This is a genomic window from Geobacter sp. SVR (assembly GCF_016865365.1).
In the GTDB taxonomy this organism is placed as follows: domain Bacteria; phylum Desulfobacterota; class Desulfuromonadia; order Geobacterales; family Pseudopelobacteraceae; genus Pelotalea.
Genome location: NZ_AP024469.1, coordinates 1910908 through 1931179, shown reverse-complemented (window position 1 = coordinate 1931179; position 20272 = coordinate 1910908). Strand labels below are relative to the sequence as shown.

17 protein-coding genes and 1 riboswitch are annotated in these 20272 nt (G+C 57.1%); all 17 genes read right to left on the bottom strand.

Translation table 11 applies throughout. The features are described from left to right. Positions 1–3: 3 nt before the first annotated feature. Entirely contained in the window at positions 4–1065 is a 1062-nt protein-coding gene (locus GSVR_RS08950) for a hydrogenase small subunit (RefSeq protein ID WP_239077537.1), read from the bottom strand. A gap of 399 nt (positions 1066–1464) precedes the next feature. After that, positions 1465–4215, bottom strand: coding sequence for a type IV pilus secretin family protein (gene pilQ / locus GSVR_RS08945; RefSeq protein WP_173198939.1), 2751 nt, complete (start codon positions 4213–4215; stop codon positions 1465–1467). A gap of 10 nt (positions 4216–4225) precedes the next feature. Beyond that, on the bottom strand, positions 4226–4780 hold the full coding sequence (locus tag GSVR_RS08940) for a pilus assembly protein PilP (RefSeq protein WP_173198941.1): 555 nt from the start codon (positions 4778–4780) through the stop codon (positions 4226–4228). Then, positions 4755–5360, bottom strand: a complete 606-nt coding sequence (locus GSVR_RS08935) for a type 4a pilus biogenesis protein PilO (protein WP_173198943.1) — start codon at positions 5358–5360, stop codon at positions 4755–4757. Before GSVR_RS08935 ends, GSVR_RS08940 begins: the two co-directional genes overlap by 26 nt. A gap of 28 nt (positions 5361–5388) precedes the next feature. Continuing rightward, the gene (locus GSVR_RS08930) at positions 5389–5979 is read right to left on the bottom strand and encodes a PilN domain-containing protein (protein ID WP_173198945.1); all 591 of its coding nucleotides are present in this window, start codon (positions 5977–5979) and stop codon (positions 5389–5391) included. Continuing rightward, a complete protein-coding gene (gene pilM / locus GSVR_RS08925; protein WP_173198947.1) occupies positions 5976–7028 on the bottom strand; it encodes a type IV pilus biogenesis protein PilM in 1053 nt (350 codons plus the stop codon). Before pilM ends, GSVR_RS08930 begins: the two co-directional genes overlap by 4 nt. Positions 7029–7052: 24 nt before the next feature. Next, positions 7053–7247 (bottom strand): helix-turn-helix transcriptional regulator, encoded by a 195-nt coding sequence (locus GSVR_RS08920; protein ID WP_173198949.1) that lies wholly within the window; start codon positions 7245–7247, stop codon positions 7053–7055. A 150-nt stretch (positions 7248–7397) separates the two neighbouring features. Beyond that, positions 7398–7474, bottom strand: a riboswitch (cyclic di-GMP riboswitch). A 95-nt stretch (positions 7475–7569) separates the two neighbouring features. Beyond that, a complete protein-coding gene (locus tag GSVR_RS08915; RefSeq protein ID WP_173198951.1) occupies positions 7570–8187 on the bottom strand; it encodes a hypothetical protein in 618 nt (205 codons plus the stop codon). A 17-nt stretch (positions 8188–8204) separates the two neighbouring features. Beyond that, the gene (locus GSVR_RS08910) at positions 8205–9458 is read right to left on the bottom strand and encodes a PilW family protein (protein ID WP_173198952.1); all 1254 of its coding nucleotides are present in this window, start codon (positions 9456–9458) and stop codon (positions 8205–8207) included. Positions 9459–9474: 16 nt separating this feature from the next. Continuing rightward, positions 9475–9861 (bottom strand): prepilin-type N-terminal cleavage/methylation domain-containing protein, encoded by a 387-nt coding sequence (locus GSVR_RS08905; RefSeq protein WP_239077494.1) that lies wholly within the window; start codon positions 9859–9861, stop codon positions 9475–9477. Continuing rightward, complete coding sequence (locus GSVR_RS08900; protein WP_173198954.1) at positions 9851–10333, bottom strand: Tfp pilus assembly protein FimT/FimU; 483 nt, start codon at positions 10331–10333, stop codon at positions 9851–9853. Before GSVR_RS08900 ends, GSVR_RS08905 begins: the two co-directional genes overlap by 11 nt. 31 nt (positions 10334–10364) lie before the next feature. Next, positions 10365–15350 (bottom strand): Ig-like domain-containing protein, encoded by a 4986-nt coding sequence (locus tag GSVR_RS08895; RefSeq protein ID WP_173198956.1) that lies wholly within the window; start codon positions 15348–15350, stop codon positions 10365–10367. After that, on the bottom strand, positions 15347–15484 hold the full coding sequence (locus GSVR_RS08890; protein ID WP_173198958.1) for a hypothetical protein: 138 nt from the start codon (positions 15482–15484) through the stop codon (positions 15347–15349). Before GSVR_RS08890 ends, GSVR_RS08895 begins: the two co-directional genes overlap by 4 nt. A 138-nt stretch (positions 15485–15622) precedes the next feature. Beyond that, a complete protein-coding gene (gene tnpA / locus GSVR_RS08885; protein WP_173196373.1) occupies positions 15623–16060 on the bottom strand; it encodes an IS200/IS605 family transposase in 438 nt (145 codons plus the stop codon). 316 nt (positions 16061–16376) lie between these two features. Continuing rightward, positions 16377–17162: a DsbC family protein gene (locus GSVR_RS08880; RefSeq protein WP_173198960.1), complete on the bottom strand. Its 786-nt coding sequence runs from the start codon at positions 17160–17162 to the stop codon at positions 16377–16379. Positions 17163–17394: 232 nt separating this feature from the next. Next, positions 17395–18753 carry a sigma-54 dependent transcriptional regulator gene (locus GSVR_RS08875; RefSeq protein WP_173198962.1) on the bottom strand — a complete coding sequence of 453 codons (1359 nt, stop codon included), beginning with the start codon at positions 18751–18753 and terminating at the stop codon, positions 17395–17397. Further along, positions 18750–20270, bottom strand: a complete 1521-nt coding sequence (locus GSVR_RS08870; protein WP_173198964.1) for a sensor histidine kinase — start codon at positions 20268–20270, stop codon at positions 18750–18752. The genes GSVR_RS08875 and GSVR_RS08870 overlap by 4 nt, the downstream gene beginning before the upstream one ends. Between the last annotated feature and the right edge of the window lie 2 nt (positions 20271–20272).

Sequence of the window (20272 nt, the reverse complement as noted above, 5' to 3'; positions counted from 1 at the left end):
CGCTTAGCCCTCCCTTGTATCGTCAGTGGGTTCTTTGTCTTTTTTGAGAGCACTCAGGACACCGTGCACGCCAAAGGCCGCCGCCGCGCCGGCAACGAGACCGAGACCGATCTTGTCCGCCGTGGCTTCGATTCCGAAGCCCGGTACATTGGGCAGCCGCTTGTACATCGGCCCCATGGTATCCCAGAAGGCGGGCTCGGAGCACCCGGCGCAGGGATGGCCGGCTGCCACGGGCCAGCTGGTTTTTTCGTTGTAGCGCTGACTGGGGCAATTATGGAAGGTTGCAGGGCCTTTGCAGCCCATCTTGTAGAGGCAGAAACCCTTGCGGTGCCCGTCATCACCCCAATGCTCCACGTATTGTCCGGCATCGAAATGCGGCCGGCGCTCGCAATTGTCATGGATGCGTTTTCCGTAGGCGAACAGGGGGCGGCCATGGCTGTCGAGGGCCGGGATCTTTCCGAATACGAGGTAATGCACGATGGTCGCCGTCAGGTTATCGGCATTGCAGGGACAGCCCGGCAGATTGATGACCGTTGCGCTTGGCACGGCCTCCTTGACCCCCACCGCGCCGGTCGGGTTGGGAGTGCCTGCGGCGATACCGCCGTAAGAGGCGCAGGTACCTATGGCAATTGTGGCCAAGGCGCCATTGCAGACCTGCCGTGCACGGTCCAGGTGAGATTTTCCGCCGGTGCTCCCGTACACGCCGCCATCTTTCATGGCAATGGACCCTTCGATAACGCAGATATACTTGCCCCGGTAGGCGGCAATGGTCTTGTCAAGCGCCTCCTCGGCCTGATGGCCGGCAGCGGCCATGATCGTTTCGTGGTAATCAACGGATAGGATATCCAGCACGATCTCGGCTACCGTTGGATTGGCGGACCGGAGCAGCGCTTCGGAATCACCGGTGCAGCTTTGCATTTCGAGCCAGACCAGCGTTGGCCGCTTGACCTCGTCCAAGGCCTGGGCCACTCGGGGAGCAAAAGATGCCGGCAGCGCCATGGCAGCCGTCACGGCGGAGCAGAATTTGATAAAATCGCGTCGGGATACGCCGCGCTCCCTGAGCATCTCGCCCACCGAATACTCGTGACTCTTTAAACCCTGTTCTAAGAAATCCGCTTCTTCGTTCCTGTTTGCCCCCATCCCAAACCTCCTTGTCAGCTTTGGTAAAAAGCATGTGTTCATTCAAGGTGACTGCGGCCTCCGGCATTATAGTAAAATTATGTTTTATTACAATATTAATTTGAACCGATACAACAGGATTTTCCGGACTATCAGCATGGGGAATTCGGCCGGGGCATGGTCATCACGAAGCTATCGGGCAAGCTTGAGCACGCTTCGTAGCTTGCTGGAGTGAGAGGCAAAAAAAATGGGCACATTGGAGGAATGTGCCCATGGAGGGAAAGTCATGCGGAATGTGATGGTCCGGACACCGCAAGCGATGACCGGACCATGTGATGCGATGCTTCAGATGGTCCCCAATATTCTGGGGGTGATGAAAATCAGCAATTCGGTTTTGGTCTTGCTCTTGCTGTTCGTCTTGAAAAACTTGCCGAGCAATGGGATGTCCATCAGAAAGGGGACACCGTCATCAGACTCGGCGTCGCTGTCCACGTAAATTCCGCCTATGACGGTGGTCTCACCGTCACGCAGCAGCATCTCGGTGGTAGCCTGCTTCTTGTTTATGGGCGGCGGGGAATCAGTACTGGCGGCAGTACCGGGTGAATCGTTCTTGGCGTCGATTTTCATCCCTATGGTGCCGTTGGCATTGATATGCGGAGTGACTTCAAGCGCAAGAGCGGCTTCGATGAATTTGGTTTCGACCTTGTCGGAGGTCGAGGAGGTGTAGGGTATCTGCTGCCCCTGAGTGATCTTGGCGGTCTTGTTGTTGAGCGTCGCGACTTTCGGGGTGGATACGATCTTTATCAGGCCGGCGCTGGCAGCGGCGTTCAGGCGCATGTCCAGCTGAACGTTGCTGGTCAGGGTGCCGAATGAGATCCCCAGGCTTCCTCCGGCCGAGTTGCCGACTCCTGCAACCGGCGGCGGTACGGAGGTCAAACCCCCGAAACCGGTATCAAGTGAATTGATGCCCAGAAATGACGCTGCGGAATCACGGTAATGGATGCCCCAGTTGACCCCCAGGCTGCGGGAAAAAGTGGAGGTGGCCTCCACGATGCGGGCTTCGATCATCACCTGGCGTTCGGGGATATCCAGTTGCTGGATCAGTTTGCGCATATCATCAAGCACTTGGGGAATATCCTTGACGATTACCTTGTTGGTGCGCACATCCGGGGTTATCACTCCGCGCTCGGTTTTCAGCAGGGCGAATTGGGCGGCTATGCCGGCGGTGTCGGCGTAATTGATGCTGAAGGTCTCGGTCTTCAGCTCGATTGACCGCGTGAGCGCCTTCTTGATTTCCTGTTCTTCCTCAGCCTGGGATTTGAATTTGCCCCTGCCCTTGATGATGATGATATTGCCCTCTTCACGCTTGTCCAGCCCCTTGGTGTCGAGGATGATGTCAAGGGCCTGATCCCAGGGGACATTGACCAGCTTGATGCTGATGGTTCCGGTAACATCGTCGCCGAGCACGAAGTTCTTGTTGCTTACCTCGGACAGAAGCTGAAAGATCTTGCGCACCTCGGCATCGGCAAATTCGAGGGTAACCCTGCGCCCCTTGTAGGGTTTCGCTGAACCTAGGGCCTTGGTGGAATCGGCGGGCGCCGACAGTTCGGCGGAAAGTTCCGACGACTTGCCGGCTTTGGCACCACGGACGGGCTGGGGACGGGGTTCCTCCAGGTCCGGGGTGCCAGCAGCGGTCATTTCCCGCGGATTTTTGAAATCCACATACACCATGTCCCCTTCCTGCCGGAAGTCGTAAGCCGCTGCAGCACGCATGGCCATGCGAACCTTGGTGTCGAATCCCTTTCCGGTTTTTACTGCGATCGGAGTGACGCGCAGAACCGGGGAGGCAAATCCTTTCGTCTCCAGCGAACGCTGAAGATGTTTGGGCAGGGTGCAGTTTCTGAGGGTTACCGTAATGAACCCGGCTGTTCTTTCGGGGGGCTCGGCACTGACGTCTCCGGCAATCTTGATCGCAACCCGTGAAATGCCGTCCACCACCTGAAAATCAATCATTTCGACGCTTGCCGGCACACTTGCGCGCGGAGCAGAAGCCTTGGGCACGCCGGATTTCGAGTCGGCTTTCGGCTTTTCGGAGGCGACATTTCCGGCCCTTGGTTCGGGAATGGACGGTGCCTGCGGCGCCGGAGGCGGTTGTGAAGGCTTGGACGCTTCGGCCGGTTTTTGAGTGGCGGCGACCGGACGGGCGTTCGGAACGGCAGCTCCCAGCGTCAGTGTCACCCCTTCGGGAGATTTTGCCGCAGTCGTTTCGGGAAAGGTACCGTTTACCGCATCAAAGACGACCCGTACCTTGTCGGGATAAATCCCCAGACGAGCCGAAGCGACTCCGGCTGCATTGACGGGTATGAGCCTGGCATCCAGCCCGCTCTTCACACCGAAAAGATCAACCACGAAACGTTCGGGCCCGTTCAGCCTGAAGGATTTGATCTCTCCTGCTCCGCCATCGATTGCCAGTGTGATGGTGTTGTTCCTGGAGGAGATCGACTTCAAAACGGAAGTCGTGACTGCCGCAGGAACAGGTTTCCGGCCCGATTCAGCGGCCTTGCCGGGTGCCGGTGCAGCCGGTTTGTTTTCGGCTGCGGCTTCGGCAGGTTTTGCAGGAGCCGGCTGCGGCTCTGCTGGGGCGGCAGCCAGGGAAGGGAATGATATCCGTAACTCACCCGGTTTCTGAGGGGAAGACAAAAATACTGCCTCCGCATCCCTGGCCAATTCGACCTGGATGCGTGTCAAAACTCCGGCTTTGGTTTCGAAACTGCTGGCGGTAACGTTCCTGAAATTCCCTTCGTTCAGAACGAGCGGAAACGACAGGGCCCCGGGGCCGGTCTGGGACAGGTCGATCACGAGCCGCAGCGGATTTGCCGTTTTGTAGCTGGTATAGGTGGTAGGAGCCGTCAGCCGGATTACCAGTTCCGGCGACTCATTTCCCCCCTCCACGGCAATCGATTCAATGGCAGCCAGTCTGCCCTGCGAGCCCGGGGGATCCGAAGCCTCGGCCGTTAACGGCACACCGCTCGCCAGACCTGCAACAGTCACGAAGGCAAGCAGCAGGAGTATCGATCGTTTCGTTATCCACCTCATGTGGAACTCCTTATTGTTTCTTGGGAAGGGTCAGGCTGATATGCTCTCTGCGCACCCTGCCGTTATCGTCTCTGAACTGTTCAAGCACCTGCACGCCCCTGTCGGTAATGGCAGTAATCCTGCCTTCGCCTCTTCCGATCGTCATGCCGACTTTCAACACGTAGCCCTTGCCGTTCGGATCAACAACCATTGCCTGATTCTGCCTGCCGCCGGTGATGATTCCGATCAGCCTGAACTGGTTGACATCGAAGCTGTGGATCGGCAGATACGATGCCTTGGTTGGACTGACGATTGGTGCAGCCTTGACAACGACAAAAGGCTTGAAGGGGTCTTTCTTGTTGCTGAAATCGAACTGGGTTCCCGGCATGGTGGAGGGGTGCATGGCGGAGGAAACCGCCGCTTGCACCGCCTTGACCTGCTGTTTGGCAGGCTCGGAGGCCGGCTTGGCCGGCTGGACAGGCGCCTGAGGCGTGTCTTTGCTGCACCCCTGACCAATGGCCACTGCCAGCAGGACAGCCGCTACGATACCGGGCCGGAGGCTACTTCTGGGGAGCTTTCTTGTCATCCTTGATCTCTTTCTTATCGAGGAACCGGAAGGTGGTGGCCAGGCAGTTCACCCTGGTCATGACCCTGTTATTTACGTTTTTTATATCGGCAAAGGCCACATTGGTGATGTTGACGATACGGGGAAGATTGGAAACCGCAGCAAAGAAATTGGCGACGCTGTAATACGAGCCGGAAACGGAGATGTCAACCGGCACCTCGGCGTAGAAATCCTTGACGCTCTCCGGTTTGGGGCGGAACACCAGAAACTCCAGCCCGGCATTTTTTCCGAGCGTGGTGATGCTGGTAAGGAGCGAAGGAATTTCCTTCGAGTTCGGCAGCTCGGTCAGCGCCTGGGCCAGCTCGCGATCGAGCTTGTCATATTCCATCTGAAGGCGCGGCAGATTGGCCGAAATCCTGGTCTTCTCATCGATCTCAGTCTGCAGTTTGGTCAGTTCAGCCTTGAGATTCTGATGCTCGTCGTACTTCGGCATATACAGGAACCACACCAGTGCCGCCGCCTCGAGCGCTGAGGCGAGCACCAGGATGATGATTTTCTGCCGTGTCGGCAGCTTCAGTATTTTTTCTACCTGTGGATCCATGGTCAAATCCGTTCTGACGGGTAATGTGCTATGTCTTCGGCACTGCTGCGGGAGCCGGATCCTGGACCTTGGCCGGTTCGGGAAGCCGCAGCTTGCAGGTAATGTCGAAACGCTTCAATTTCGTCCCGCCGGCTTCGCTCTGCTCGGACACCACCAATTCGACTCCCGTGTAATCCGAGGATGCATCAAGGCTGCGCATGAAGGTAGCGATCAGATCTTCGTTCAGGGCCAGTCCCGAAAGTTTGATGTCCGCACCCGATTCGCTGTAGGCAGTCAGCCATAACTGATCGGGAGTGATATCGCTCAGGGTGGCCAGGCGATGAGCAGGCCCGGATTTGTTCCTGCGCAGTTGGGCCAGCACGTCCAGTTTTTTTCTGACCTGTTCCTTGAGGTTTTTGAGCGCCTCCAGCTTGCCTATCTTTGCTTTCAGCTCTTTGATCCTGACAGTGGCAGCGGCTATTTCCTGGTGCGTGCTTGCTATCTGGGCGCGTTTGATCATATACATGGCCAGGACTATCGCCAGGACCAGGATGAGGCTCATGCAAAACAGCGCCACCTGCTGGACGGCGGTTTCTTTTTTCCGGGCGGCACGTACTGGTAAGAGATTGATCCGGATCATTTGTCCCCTACCCTTCTTATGGCCAGCCCCACAGTCACCGCCATCAGGGGCGCAATCTCCTGGAGATACTCCGGATCGAAGTCCTTCTCATTGTATCTGAGCTTCAGAAAGGGATTGAGCATCTCCACCGACAATCCCAGTTTGTCCCCGATTGTCTCTCGCAGATTGCAGACCTTGGAACAGCCGCCGCTGAGAAAGACCCTCGCAATCCGTTCCTCACTGGCCGTTGAATTGTAGAAATCGAGCGAACGTCTGACCTCTTGCGTGATGGTCTCGTTGACGTTTGCCAGCACCCCCAGCAGCGGCGCGTGGAGGGTTTCACGGGCCAGCAGCTTCATGGATTCGGCCTCGTCGCGGCTCACGCCCAACTGTTTCTGGATCTCCTCGGTATAGAGATTTCCCCCCATCTGCGCGTCGCGCGTAAACAGGGAAACCCCTTCTTTCACTATATTGATGTTCATGACGCTGGCGCCGATGTTGATCAGTGCCAGGACTTCTTCGGGTCCCGCCTCATGGTTGACTTCGAAGGCGTTCTGAACGGCAAAGGAATCGACGTCGACCACGGACAGACGCAGTCCTGATTCGCTGAAAACCGCCGCATAGTCGTTGATGATATCCTTTTTGCTGGCCACAAGCAGGACATCCATCCTGGACTGGTCGCCGCTGTCGGACAGGACCTGGAAATCAATGTTCACGTCGTTGATATCAAAGGGGATATACTGCTCGGCCTCCCAGGTGATCTGGTCTTCAAGCTGGCCGACAGGCATGGCGGGAACCGAAATCTTGCGGATGATAACTGAATTGCCCGATACGGAGCATGCCGCATCCTTGATCTTGACCCCCAGGCTGGCGACCAGCCCTTTGATGGCACTGGCAATCGAGGCGCTGTCCATGAGGGTATTGTCAACGATGGCTTCCGGCGGAAGCGGCACCAATCCGACATTCAGGAGCTGGTATGCTCCCTTCTGCTCTTTGAGCTGCATCAGCTTGAGAGAGCTGGAGCCGATGTCGATGCCGATCAGGTCTCTGTTCTTGTTGAAGAGAAGCATGGTGGGTCCTGTCCAGCGTTAGACTTAAAAAACCTTGTCCTTTTCCTCCAGGGTGTATCCAAGGGCGAAGATGATCTTTCGCATGGTTTCGAGGCGGCATTTCTCGCCACGCTCCACCCTGTCGATCGTGAGTGCCGATACGCCCGCCTTGCGGGCCAATTCGGCCTTGCTCAGCAAACGTGCCTCCCTGATTGCTTTTACACTGTTATTTTGGCTCATATAGGTATCCTTGACTATGATAGTGGGCCTCACAAATACTACAAATGGCTCCAATGTCAAGTCTTTTATATGAAGTTATATAACAGATTAGAAAAAAGTGACGCAAAAAAACAAAAAACCGGGTCGCCTATCTCTCGTAACTGAAGATATTTCGGCGACCCGGCTGTCTCAGGGAGACCCAATGGGCTTTCCGTCCCACCCTCGCGGATGGTTTAGTATTGTCGTCTATCAATTTTTTGTGGAGCGCTCGCCAGCGTGACGCTGCTGTTGTTATGTCATATAACGTAGACCGTTCAAAAAGTAAATATTAAAAGCCCGTCGTTCAGTACGCATACATCACGGACATATTGGCCTGTTCCGCGGCATTTGCGGAACGTTGTGCCTGTACCTCCAGACGGTACACATAGGGAACATGTTGCGGTGTAATAACGGACAGTGTCTCGGCAACACCGGCACCTTCCAGTTGAAGACCGGTCATGTCGGTATTCCCCGAAACCGTGTCCACTATCTTGGTATAGACGGTATAGGGCTGTCCTCCGCTGGCCTGAAGCTGCATGGTCATATCCGGTCCGGAGGTCGGGGTCAGACCGCTGCTGCAGGCAGGGTCCCAGTCCTTGGTTCCCTTGGTGGCCTTGTCCTGAAGACAGGCGGCCGTCGCAGTAACAGCGAGGGAAACGCCACTGTATCGCGACTCGAGGTCGGTATTCAGCTTCGCAGAATTGAAATCGGAAAGTATGTACGGCAGGATATCCTTAATGACCATGTCCGTGCCGCCGTACGATGCTTCCAGGGCCGTCTTGTACCGTTTGGATGCCCCGGCCTGCTCGATGTTGCGACTGACCATGTACATGACTGCCATGACGATGGTCAGGGAGATCAGGGTCATACACAGGGAGGTAACCAGGGCCACCCCCTCTTGATTGGCTAGCAAGCGCTTCATTGAAGTTTTCCCCGCGTTCACTGGTTCGCCAGCAGGTTTTTGGGACGCACGACGATCCGGTATACCTTCCAGTGGTAGTTCCGCATTTCCGAAGAAAGGGCATAGGTCTTGGAAATGGCGTCATTGGCGGCATCGCCTACGGCAAACGAAGCCGGGCTCTGGTAGTTGGGATCTTTGCGTCCTATCTGGGCCAATAAGTAGACCTTGATGATTTTCAGAGAGTTGCGCAGTTTTTCAGGATCGGCCATGGCACTGGTGACCCGGTCCCGATTGCTGCCCGGCGACACGGTAATGTCTCCTCCGGTGCCGAGCGGTGTTGAAAAGGTTTCCACCACGCCGTCCTGCCCTTCGTTGCCCTGGCCGTCATCCACATCCCAGCCGAACACCACCTGCATGTCGGCGATGCAGTCCACCAGGGGGATGTAGTACAAGCCTCCATCCGACTGGTTCACGGTTGCCTTGTATAAAATTCCTGTGGAAGGGGCGCAAAAGGCAGGCTTCTTGGCTGCGTTCGCCGGCGATGACACAAAGTAATCCGCCCGGTTGAAGGGCATACTGATATCATTACTATCGTTATTATCGTCATCCTTCGACCTGATGCCATAGATATAGTACACCTCTTCCGGCAGAGTCGGACTGAATTCACCATCGGAAAAGCTGTTGTCGGCATTGAAATGGGTCCAGTAGGTTGCCGCATCCTTGGTGATAAGTTGGCTGGAATAGGTACTGCCCGAAAAGACCTTCTTCACCACGATCACACGATCGTCACTGGCAAGGTCGTTGGAATTCCAGATGCGGCGTTTCTTTTTGAAGGTAATGCCACTGGTGTAGGGCATGTAGGTCCATTTCTGGGAGGCTTGGTTCTGACCGAGGGTCGTGCCTTTCAGAGCGAGGTAATCGGTGCCTGCGATAATGTTGTAGCTGCCGCTCGTTGCAGCGAGATTGTCCCCGGCCACCACCGCACGCGGAACCTTGCTGGCAGTAGTACCGGTGCCGTCATTGTAGTCGCTGGCCGGGGTGCCGCTGGCCTCAGAATAGCTGATCGGGGCCAGGAACGAGAATGGCAGTCCGAAGCCTACCTGCTGCAGGTCGTGGCGGAACATCTCCAGCCCCACCACCCCTTCGATGTTGCTCTCTTCCGATCGGGTAATCTTGGTCATCTGGGTGAGAATGGTCTTGAAGGAGTCCCCCGTTATCATGACGATGACGATGAAGACCGACATCACGACCAGCAGCTCGACCAGGGTGAATCCCTTGCGGGAGTTCAGCATAAACAAATCCTCCGGGCTACTGGGGCTGGGATACCAGCGACGAGATAGAATGGGTGAAACGCTGGTTCTTGTAGCGCCAGGAAACCTGTATGTCGATGTTCTTTGTCGGTGAAGCCAGCGCCGTGTTGTTCTGTGCCACCGAATACATCCTGAAACCGCCGTTGACGACCCTGCTGGAAGAGAAGTTTCTCAGATACGGGGCCTGGATCAGGGCGTAGGGCTTGGCCTTTTCCAGGTTCATCCGTTCGTCCGCCAGCACCAGGGCCTCCTGCCGCAGCGCATTGGTGGTGTTGTGGACGATGGCGTAGTTGACCGTCTGCAGCAACCCCAGCAGCCCCACCATCAGGATCACGATCGCAACCAGGAACTCGATCAGGGTAAAGCCTTTGTTATCAAAAGACACAGTTGTCACCAGTGATCTTCCCCATGTTCACCCGCGCATTATGGATTCCCAGACAGTTGTAGGCAGGATCCGCCAGACCAGCTCCCACCGCTATGGTAAGGAGGTTGGTGGTGTATCCACGGTCATCGAAGGCGATTTTTGGGTTGCTGAAATCCGAAAGGGCACCTTTGGAAAACTGCTGAATCGGGTACTTGAGGCTCTTGCTGAAAACCTGCGTACCGACCAAATCCGCCTCGCTGCTATAGCGCCAGACGGTATAGCTGGTCGGATTCAGGACCACCGTATGCTGTTTCTTGGTCTGGATGGCGGACAAGCGCACTCCGTCCAGGTCCACCAGCATCTCCTTCACTTGGGCCTCAATGTTGTACTTTTTCTGCCAGCTGTTGAAGCTGATGGTACTGATCGCCACCAGGGTGGATATCAGGCCGATCACCACGATCAGCTCGGTCAAGGAAAAACCGCGCGCATTCATACCTATCTTTCCCCCTTGCGGACCATACCGTCTATTTTTCCTGGACATGGATGATCTTCTTTACCGGCTTGGGATTTGTCAGCAGGGAAAGCCCCTGGGCCTTGGGAGGCACCCCCTGGATCGCGCTGCCGGAACGCCGTCCGTTCTTGGCGTTAAAGCCGCTTGCCATTGAAATTTCGGCAAAGGCGCCGGTTGAGACCTGGATCATCAGCTTGCCTTTCATGGCATTGGACGCCGGCGCGCCTCCCGAGGCATAGTTCACGGCCCAGATGTAGGAGTTGCCGCCGTAACCGCACACATCGGCCGTGGGACGGAAGGTGGTGAAAAAGACCACACCGTTGGGCGAAGCGACCGGATCGGTTATCACCCTTTCGGAGGAATACCCGTCGTTAAGGGCCGATGTATCCAGATTGATGTACCATCCCCTGTTGGAGGAGGACAGTGCTGTCAGCGGGTTGCTGGTCTGGTCCAGCAGATTCGCTGCGCTGATCGAGGTGGTACAGGAAGGGGTAACTTTTACCGCTGCGGCATCGTAGCAGGGTTCCTGTAGCCCGTAAAGCCTGCGCTGGCTGTCCGAGTCGTCGATCTCGGTAGCGTTTTTGTAATAGTAGCGACCGGTTCCGAAATAGAGCCACAGCTTGCCGTTTGTCCGGTCCTGCATCTTGGTCACGGCCGATGTCACGGGCCCGATATTGTCGATCACCTTGCTCCAGGTCCATGGCTTGACCGGATCATTGGGATCGAGACTCTCGTTCGTCACCAGCCGGATCACGCCTCCGCTGGTCCAGTGGGTATTGTCCACCTTCTGGGTATAGCCGATATAGGCGGCATCATCCTGATAGAATCCGCTTTTGCTCGGGAAGGAGCGGTCATTGTCGATCGCCGAATTGGAAACAGAGCCGGCAAAGGCATTGGCAATGCCGGTGTCGATGGTTTTTACCAGGGCACCGGTAGCCAGATCCACGATAAACAGCTGCAGTGACTGGTCTGAACGTCCCAGAAATTGATGATTAGTCGCATCGATCGTGCCGGTGGGCCCGGAGGCGAATACCGCAAACCACCGTCCGTTCTTGTTGGGGCTGCCCACATGCATGATGACCGGTCCGGTGCTGGCAAAACCGAGATTACCCCCCTTTAGGGCGGCGGTAGCTCCGGCAGAGGGATCGCCGAAGAACTCCCACAGAAACTTGGGTTCCTGGGGATTGGTGACATCCAGGGCAAAGTAACTCGAGTAGCCGAGATCGGCAATGGGGGTCTTGACACAGTCGGATCCTCCACCGGCGCAGGCTCCGGCCCCTCCGCGGTTACGACTGCTGCCCCCCAGACCGGTGCTGCCGATCAGGATGGTTCGCCAACTGGTATTGGCCAGATCGAGATTCTTCGTGGCGGTCCCGGAAACGGTCGCGTATCTGGTCTGTTTGGCGCAGTCCCAGTAGCTGGCGATACCGGCATTGGTACAATCGGAGTGCTGGTTGATGGCCACGTCCAGAACCAATGGACTGCCATCCACATAGAACAGGTGAGGATAATCCGGCTCGCTCAAAAATTTCAGGTATGGCAGCACCTGACGGGGGATGAAGGCCCATTCTTCACGGCCTATATTGTCGGCCGCATCGGCCTTCACGTTTGCATTGGCCCCCTGCTCCGTACCGGACGCAATCACGGTGTAGTCGTTGAGCTGCGACTTATCCGCGGCACAGGTGGCCGAATCGGCATCCGGCTGGCGGCAGGGGTCGGTAAGTTCCTTCAGCACCCCCATCCGGAAAGCGTGCAGCATGCCGTCGTTGGCACCGACATACGCCATGCCGCGGTTGCCGTAGTTATTGGATTTGACGAACTTGTCGTAGGAACTGTCGGCATAGCCGGTCGGCACGGCCTGGTTGTAGGAATTGAGCGCAACGTTGCCCTCGATTTTCGGCGTCGAACTGATGATGTCTCCCAAACGCCAGGTTCCGTTGGCACCCGCTATTGTTGCTGCGCGTGTGCGATAGCCGGACTGGTCGGTACCGCGAATGTAGGCGATCAATTTATCAGCTTCGGTTGCATTGGCGGCCCGCAGGTACCCCTGGATGGTGGCATCGTTTTTCATGGCTGAACTGAAGTCCGCCAGGCCGGTGCTTTGGCCGGCCGAGTCGGTCATTGTATCGAATGCCGCCATGCCGGTACGGGTGTAAATGGTGCGATTGTCGCTGGCCAGGTTCCTCGACCAGAGCAGGCGGCCTGCCCGCCACAGGCTCTTGACGTTGGCGGTATCGTCCGGGCTGTAGGTACCCAGGTCGACCAGGGGGGTGCCCTTGCCGGTCGTATCACGCAACAGGCGCACCAGGGTCTGGTTGGTGGAGGTGTCGAAAAAGAACTGGGCCACGTAATCGTCCAGCAGACTGAGCTTATAGTCGGAGACGGTATCGACCCTGATGCTGCTCAACTGCAGGAAGGGATCGAGATAGTACCAGAGATTCTGCAGCTCGCCGACCCAGGTAACCTCGGTCCCGTTGTCGAAGGTCTTCTTGGGATAGAATACCGCCTGCAGCAAGCTGGCGCCGCTCCCCTCGCTGTTGTTCAGGATCGAGGCAGCCGTACCGGAGGAGACGCGGGTCAGGATATCGTTGAAGGCCGAAGTCAGCGCCCCCTGAAGCTGATTGCCCTGGTTGGCCTCGTAGTAGGTATCCGGCACTCCATCGCCGTTTTTGTCCCACTTGCCGGTCTGATCGGGCTTGCCGGTGCGATTGTTGTCGTCGAATCCGCCATACTTTGCGGCCAACTGCAGGTTTTTCCTGCCGATGGCGGAATCTTCAAAGGCTAAAACCGTGTAGGTGGTCAGGTTCTGGGTTCCGGCAATGGCACTTTTTCCGACCGTTGGGCTGCGCAGATCGGTATTGTGCGCATAGTAGGCCACACCAGCCAGGTAGTAGGAACCCTGCGTTCCGGGGTCGGTGGCGTAGAGGCTGGTGGTGCCTTCATTGGCGGCGATGGCATCCATCCAGGTTTTGATGTTGAAACCATAGCCATCGGTCACCTGGTTGCTCTTGTTGCCGGAGGCATTATTGAATGCCCCCCCCGGCAGGTTCTGGTCCTTGGTGGATTCACCGTCCGTCAGGACCAGCACGAAATTACGCTGACAGGAGCTGGTAATGGGGTCCTTGCCGGAATAGGTGCCGCCGTTGTAGGCGCTGGTGGTGGCCTGGAAATAACGCACCGCCTCGTAGAACGATTCGCCCAGAGGGGTCCAGGTGGAGGGATCGGTATTTTCGATCTGGGTGATCAGGTTTGTCCCGGTGGAACCGATGTCCACCGCAACATAGCCCCCATCCCTGTCCGAATTGCTGCCGTTCTCGTAACGCGAGCCGTCGCCGTTGAAAAACATGATTCCGAAACGGATGCGGTCGGAGTAACGCAGCACCAGGCCATCCTGGGGGGGATCGTTGCCGACGAATACCTTGACGTTGTAGGTGGTCGAAAAGGCGGAACAGGAGGATGACGAACAGAGTTTGAGCGTGGGGCCGGCATCGACCTTGTAGTAGCTCCCTCCATAGGCCTTGTAATAGTCCCTGTCGGTGCTTTCCAGCGGGGTCAGGAAGTTGGCGGTATTGGCTGAACGGGGGGTGGTTTTGCCCCCCACCAGGACCTTGCGCACCACGTCGGTTCTCCGCATGGTCAGCCAGTTGAGCATGTTGCCGGACCAAAAATTCGAGAGGTTGAGGGCTTTGGTGCTGTCCGGCTCGAAAAAACCGCCCGACGTGGCAGTATATTTGTACATCTGCGCGGAATCGAAATACCCGTAATAGGTAGTATTGGGATTGTAACTGGCATCGGCGTTGGTGCCGGCGCCCCCTCCCTTGCCCTTGGTCTTGTAGGCGAATTCCATCATGCTGCCGGAGTTGTCGACGATCAGCAGCACGTTCGGCTGTACACCGGTCCCCGCCACGAACGGGGGCACCTGGCAGTACTCGTTCACATTGGGAGGAGTGAAATTCTGCACCGTGGTAAAGGTCCAGGCCCGTGCCGACTGCAGGGCATTCCCCGCCAGGTCGCTGACCCCGGTGGAAACGGTTGCGGTATAATCGGTGCCGTAGTTGAAATTGGACGTGGGGGTGAATGTTGCCGTATTCGTTCCGCTGTTGTAGGACACGGTTCCGGTGACTCCTGCCACGGAGATGGTGGCTGAGGTGATGGTGGCGGGATTCATTGCCTCGGAAAACACGATTGAGATGGGAGAACTGACCGGTACGGCCGTGGCACTGGCAACCGGCGTGGTGGAGAGGATCGTGGGTGGAGTGGTATCCGGGATCAGCGTGGTGAACTGCCAGGTCCTGTTGAAAGCCATGCGGTTGCCGGCCAGGTCGGTCACTGCGGTCGTGATGGTGGCGGTATAGGTGGTGCCGCCCGAGAGAGGCGAGCTGGGAGCGAAGGTAGCGGTGTTGTTGGAATCATCGTAGGTGACTGTCCCGCTGACGCCGTTATTGAGGGTAAAGACACCTGCCCCCACGACGCTGCCGGCATTCATCGGTTCGCTGAACTGGACCACGACCTGGGTGTCCAGGGGCACATTCGTGGCGCCGCTGGCCGGGGAACTGGGCCTCACCGTGGGGGGAACGGTGTCGGGAGCCGATCCGGTGGTGAAGTAGAAAGTTACCGTGTTGTTGTTACCCATGTTCTGGTTGCTGGAAAGACTGGTGACGCGGTAGTCTACGACTACCCGGTACTTGGTGGAATATTTCAGCGCCGTTGTCGGAGTCAGGCGGTAACTGCTGGCGTCGGTGGCAGGGGAGTAGCTGAGTGCCGTAAACCTGGTATTGGGCGCATCTTCGAAAACGGTAATCCTGTACGTGTTATTGTTAAGGACTGAAGTCCATTTGACCATCTCGCTGAAATTGATATCGATGGGATTGTTGACGTTAATGCCGGTGGCGTTGTTCACCGGTGTCGTCGAACTCACGTACGGCACCCACGCATGAGCCTCGCTTGCCATGACCAGGATCGCCAAAGCCATCAGCGGCAGCAGCCTCAGAGCTCTCATTTCGGCACCTCCTCAACGACGATGGTGGTTATCTCACCGCCGTTCATGGACAAGAGCAGGGTCGAGTTCCTGATGATCTTATGGGGATCGTTTGTGGTTTCCTCCCGGGAGACCACAACCACCCGCTCGCTCAACCTGACCTCCCTTTGGCTCTCCTGAGTGGTCCTTACCAGCAGATAGTAAGCATCCCCCGGCAAAGCCGGGGGCTTTCAAAGTCGTGAACCGCTCGAAGCGGTTTTTTCAAAAGATTATCTGACCACCACGAGTGGTGGTCATTCTTCGGGCAAAAATGTCAATTGATCCAGACGTTTGTCTTCGTCTTCCTGGTTCCTGATGTAGTTGGCAATTGTTTCCTCGTCAGCACCGACAGTGGATACAAAGTAGCCACGTGCCCAAAAGCTCATACCAGCAAAGTTCTTCTTCTGACCAAGGTACATTCGCGCAATATGGATTGCACTTTTGCCCTTGATGAAACCGATCACCTGTGCAACGGAGTATTTTGGTGGGATCGATATCAATATGTGAATATGATCAGGTTGAAGGTGCCCTTCCACTATCTTGCACTCTTTCTGCCTGGCTAGACTATGAAACAAGTCGGCAAGATATTTCCGGATTCGACCAAACAGCACCTTGCGGCGACATTTTGGAATCCATACAACGTGATACTTGCAATCCCATTTCGTGTGGCATAAACTTTGTGTGTCGTCCATTGAAGCCTCCTTTTCGTGTACTTTGAGCGGTTCACGTTAGGGAGGCTTCTACATATTTCAGGAACTGTCAAACTATTGGGGTCCCCCGGCAGAGCCGGGGGTTTACCCTAAGGAAATTACCTTTATGGGCCAGAAGCTTGGCCCGAAAAACCTCGTCCGTCGCAAACGCGGGAGCAATCGCCAGGCCAATGCCGATTGCCATCAGCACCAGTATTCTCAGTCCATATTCCATCATCTTCAACCCCCGAAATTTACGGCAACCGCGCGCGACGCGGGAGAACAGCCTGCGGCTGTGCCCCGCTGCCGCAGTGTAGCGCTACTTGGCTTCCAGCATCTTCTTCAAGGTTTCCGCATCACGGACACCCACTTCGATCCTGCCGTCGGGCATGACCAGTGTCGGTGTTCCGGAAATGCCATGAGCGGCGGCGAAAGCGATGTTCTCATCGATGGCTTTTTTACTGCTCTCCTTGGAGGGGGAAGGCACCTCCTTGCCCTCGAATGCCTTATCCAATACATCGAGGCTCCTGCTTTCCAGTATGGCGCGGGATTTGCCGTATGCGTCAGGATGCATCTGCAGGGGAAAGAGCATGATGTCGATGGCCACATCAGGAGCGATTTTTGCCAGTTTCTTCAGCTCGAGGTGTGCCTTCCTGCAGTAAGGGCAGTCCGGATCGGTGAAAACATAGAGGTGCTTGCTAGCTCGGGGATTTCCGATGGTAATGGCATTGCTTACGGGAATGGTTTTGACGTCCAGGGAGGTAATCTGCTTCGGCTGCTGGATATCCTGCATATGAGCGGCCACCGGCTGCAGGGATTCCAGGTTGACCATCGCCCCCTGAATCAGGTGTTTCTTCCCGTAATCGATGAAGATCACCCCTTGCCTGCCCTCCTTTTCGACCAGCAGTTCGAACAACCCCCGCGAAGGGGCCTGCTTGACCGACTTGACCGTTACGTCGACCTTCTTGAGCAGATCGGTTGCATCCTGCTGGGTCAGCGTGTGACAGGAGGTGCACTCGCCGCCGCAGCCCTCCTTGGCCATGGCGAACAGAGGCGAAGCGATCACGAATGAAGCAGCAAGGGCAATGACAAATTCTTTCAGCATTGTAGCTCCTCTCGAACGGTTAGTGACGTTGCAGATGGTAAGCAAAAAAAATGCCCGCAAAAGCAGGCACCGCAAGCGTTTGATTTTCAATCTTTAAATCTTCATGGGCAATCGAACTATGCATTTTTTTCATAGTGGCCTGCTCCGCAGTGACACAATTGCGCAGGTACAGCCGAAGCAGCAAGAGGACTGACGAGGATGGCGGCGAGATGCCCGTTTTTTCAACGACCTTCTAGTCGATGCCGAACTCCTTCAGCTTGTAGAGCAGGGAACGGTGGCTGATCTCCAGGATCCTGGCCGCCTGGGTCCGATTGCCCCCGGTTTTCAGCAGCGCCTTGCGGATCAGGTCGCGTTCGATGGCATCCTCGGCCCTTTTGATGGAGAGGTCTTCATCCGCCTCGGCAACGCCGGCAGCATAACGCAGGGCATCCGGCAGACAGGCCTCGGTCATCATCCCCTCGCACAGGATCATCCCGCGCTCGATCACGTTTTCCAGCTCCCGCACGTTGCCGGGCCAGCCGTAGCCCATCAACCGGCGCATGACTTCCGGTGAAACGCGCACCGGACTCCGTTCCATCGTCTCTGCGCAACGGGCGACAAAGTGATCGACCAGCAGGGGAATGTCGTCGATGCGGTCCCGGAGAGGGGGCAACTGCACGGTAAAAACATTCAGACGGAAATAGAGATCCTCGCGAAAACGCCCCATGCGGCTGTCCGCCTCAAGATTGCGGGAGGTGGCGGAAACAACCCGCACATCCACTGTATGGCTGGCACTGGCACCCAGCGGACGAATTTCCTCCTCCTGCAGCACGCGTAAAAGCTTGACCTGCAGGGCCGGCGGCATTTCGCCGACCTCATCCAGAAAAAGCGTACCTCCGTCGGCCTGGTCGAACAGGCCGGTCTTGTCGCTGGATGCGTCGGTAAAGGCTCCCCGCCGGTGTCCGAACAGCTCGCTCTCCAGCAGGTTTTCCGGAATAGCGCCACAGTTGACCGCCACGAACGGCCCGGCGAAACGGCGGCTGGCATCGTGGATCGCCCGGGCAATCAATTCCTTGCCGGTGCCGGATTCCCCCAGCACCAGAACCGGAGTTTTCAGGTCCGCCACTTTGCGGATCTGGGAAAAGAGATCGGTCATGGCAGAATTACGGCTGATGATGCCGGAAAAACCGTTCGTGCCGGCCACTACAGCCCGCAAGCGGCTGTTCTCCTCCCTGAGCCGCTCCCGTTCCTCGGCCTTCTTCAGCACCATTTCGATTTCATCTTTTTTGAATGGTTTGGAAATGAAATCGTAGGCGCCCAGCGTGAGGCATTCCACTGCCGTATCGACGGTCCCGTAGGCCGACATCATGATGACCGGCGAGGCAACGCGGTTTTCGAGCGCCGCGGCCAGAAAAGCCTTGCCCCCCATTTCGGGCATGCGGATGTCGCACAGGACGAAATCGTAGATTTTGTCGCGCAGGCGCTGCAGACCCTCGGCGCCATTGGCAGCCGTGTCGGTCAGATACCCCTGGCGGGAGAGCATTGCCGACAGCATGTGGCGCAGGTTCTCCTCGTCGTCGATGATCAGAATGTGTTTCCCGGAGGCTGTCATTGTGGCTCCTCCGCCGGTTCAGCGGCAATCGGCAGCCAGATGGCGAAACAGCTGCCGGCGCCGATCCTGCTCTTTACCGCGATTCTTCCGCCCATGCCTTCGATGATGCGTGCAACGATCGCCAGCCCCAGTCCGGTCCCTTTGCCGGGCGCCTTGGTAGTGAAAAAAGGATCGAAGATCCTGCTCACGTGCTCGGCCGGTATGCCGCTACCGTTATCCAGCACCTCGATACGCACCGCACCGCTGCGGCCGGAGGACAAACCCTGGTTGTCAACCTTGCCCCGGATAGCCAGCTTGCCCCCTTCCGCCAGGGCATCACGACTATTGAGCATCAGGTTGATCAGGGCCTGCTGCAGTTGGTGGGGGTCTGCCATCACCGGGGCGAGTCCTTCTTCGAAAGCGGTGCTGACGTGGATGTGCCTGAAGGCTCCCTGCCGGGACAGCAGTTCGATCGACTCCGCTGCCAGCCGGCCAAGGTCAACCGTCTCCAGAGAGCTGGCCCGGGAGCGGGAATAGTCCAGCAGACCGCGTACGATCCTGTCGATACGGGCGCAGTCCCGGGAGATGCGGTCGGCATAATCATGTACGGTCGCCCCATTCGGCTCCTCCCCTCCGAGCAGTTCGGCATAGCCCATGATGGAGGCAAGCGGCGTGCCGATTTCATGGGCCATTCCGGCTGCCAGCAGGCCGATGGAAGCCATCTTTTCCGAACGCAGCGTCTCCTCCCGCGCCTGGCGCAGGTCGGCGTTGGCCTTTTCCAAGGCAGCAACGTGAGCCGTAACCTGCCGTTCCTTGAGCAGCAGCGTTCCGGACATGGCATTGAAGGACTCGGCCAGCCGCACCAGCTCAAAGCTGCCGGACACCTGTACCCTCTGACCGTAATGCCCGTCGGTGATTTTCTCCGTGGCTGCCAGCAGCCGGTTTACCGGCCTCACCACGATACGCCTCAGAATGAATGAACCGAAACCGAGCAGCAGGATGAAGTCTATCGCGCAATAGGCCGTAAAGAGCTGACGGGAGCGCTGCAGCCGTTCCTGTTCGGCTGACAGGGAAAGGATCAGGCCGGCCCTGCCGGCAGGTGCATCGCTGCGGAGGACCTGGCTGACCCAGGCCACTCCGGACCTGTCGCGCAGGGTGAAACTGCCCCCCTCCCCTGCCGGCAACCCCGAGAAGGGGGCATAGATATCCCCCTCCTCCCGACCGGCGGTAAAGATGCACCTGCCGTTGGCATCCAGCAGTGTCAGGCGGACGAAACCGGCATCTTCGGCAAGCTTACGGACATATGCAGCAGCCGCTGAATCGGTCGGAAGCACGCTTTCGGGAAATGTCGGAATGGTTTCCGGGAGTTGATTGACGAATGTGGCAAGCAGCATGCGGGCGTGCTGCGCTTTCTGGGCGTAGAGATCATTGGCGGCGGTTTTCAGCGCGAACAGGCTGAAGAGGAGCCAGGCGGAAAACAGCAGACAGCTGAGGAAGGCGAGAATTGAGAGGGTAAGGCTGGGGCGCAGGGGACGCACGG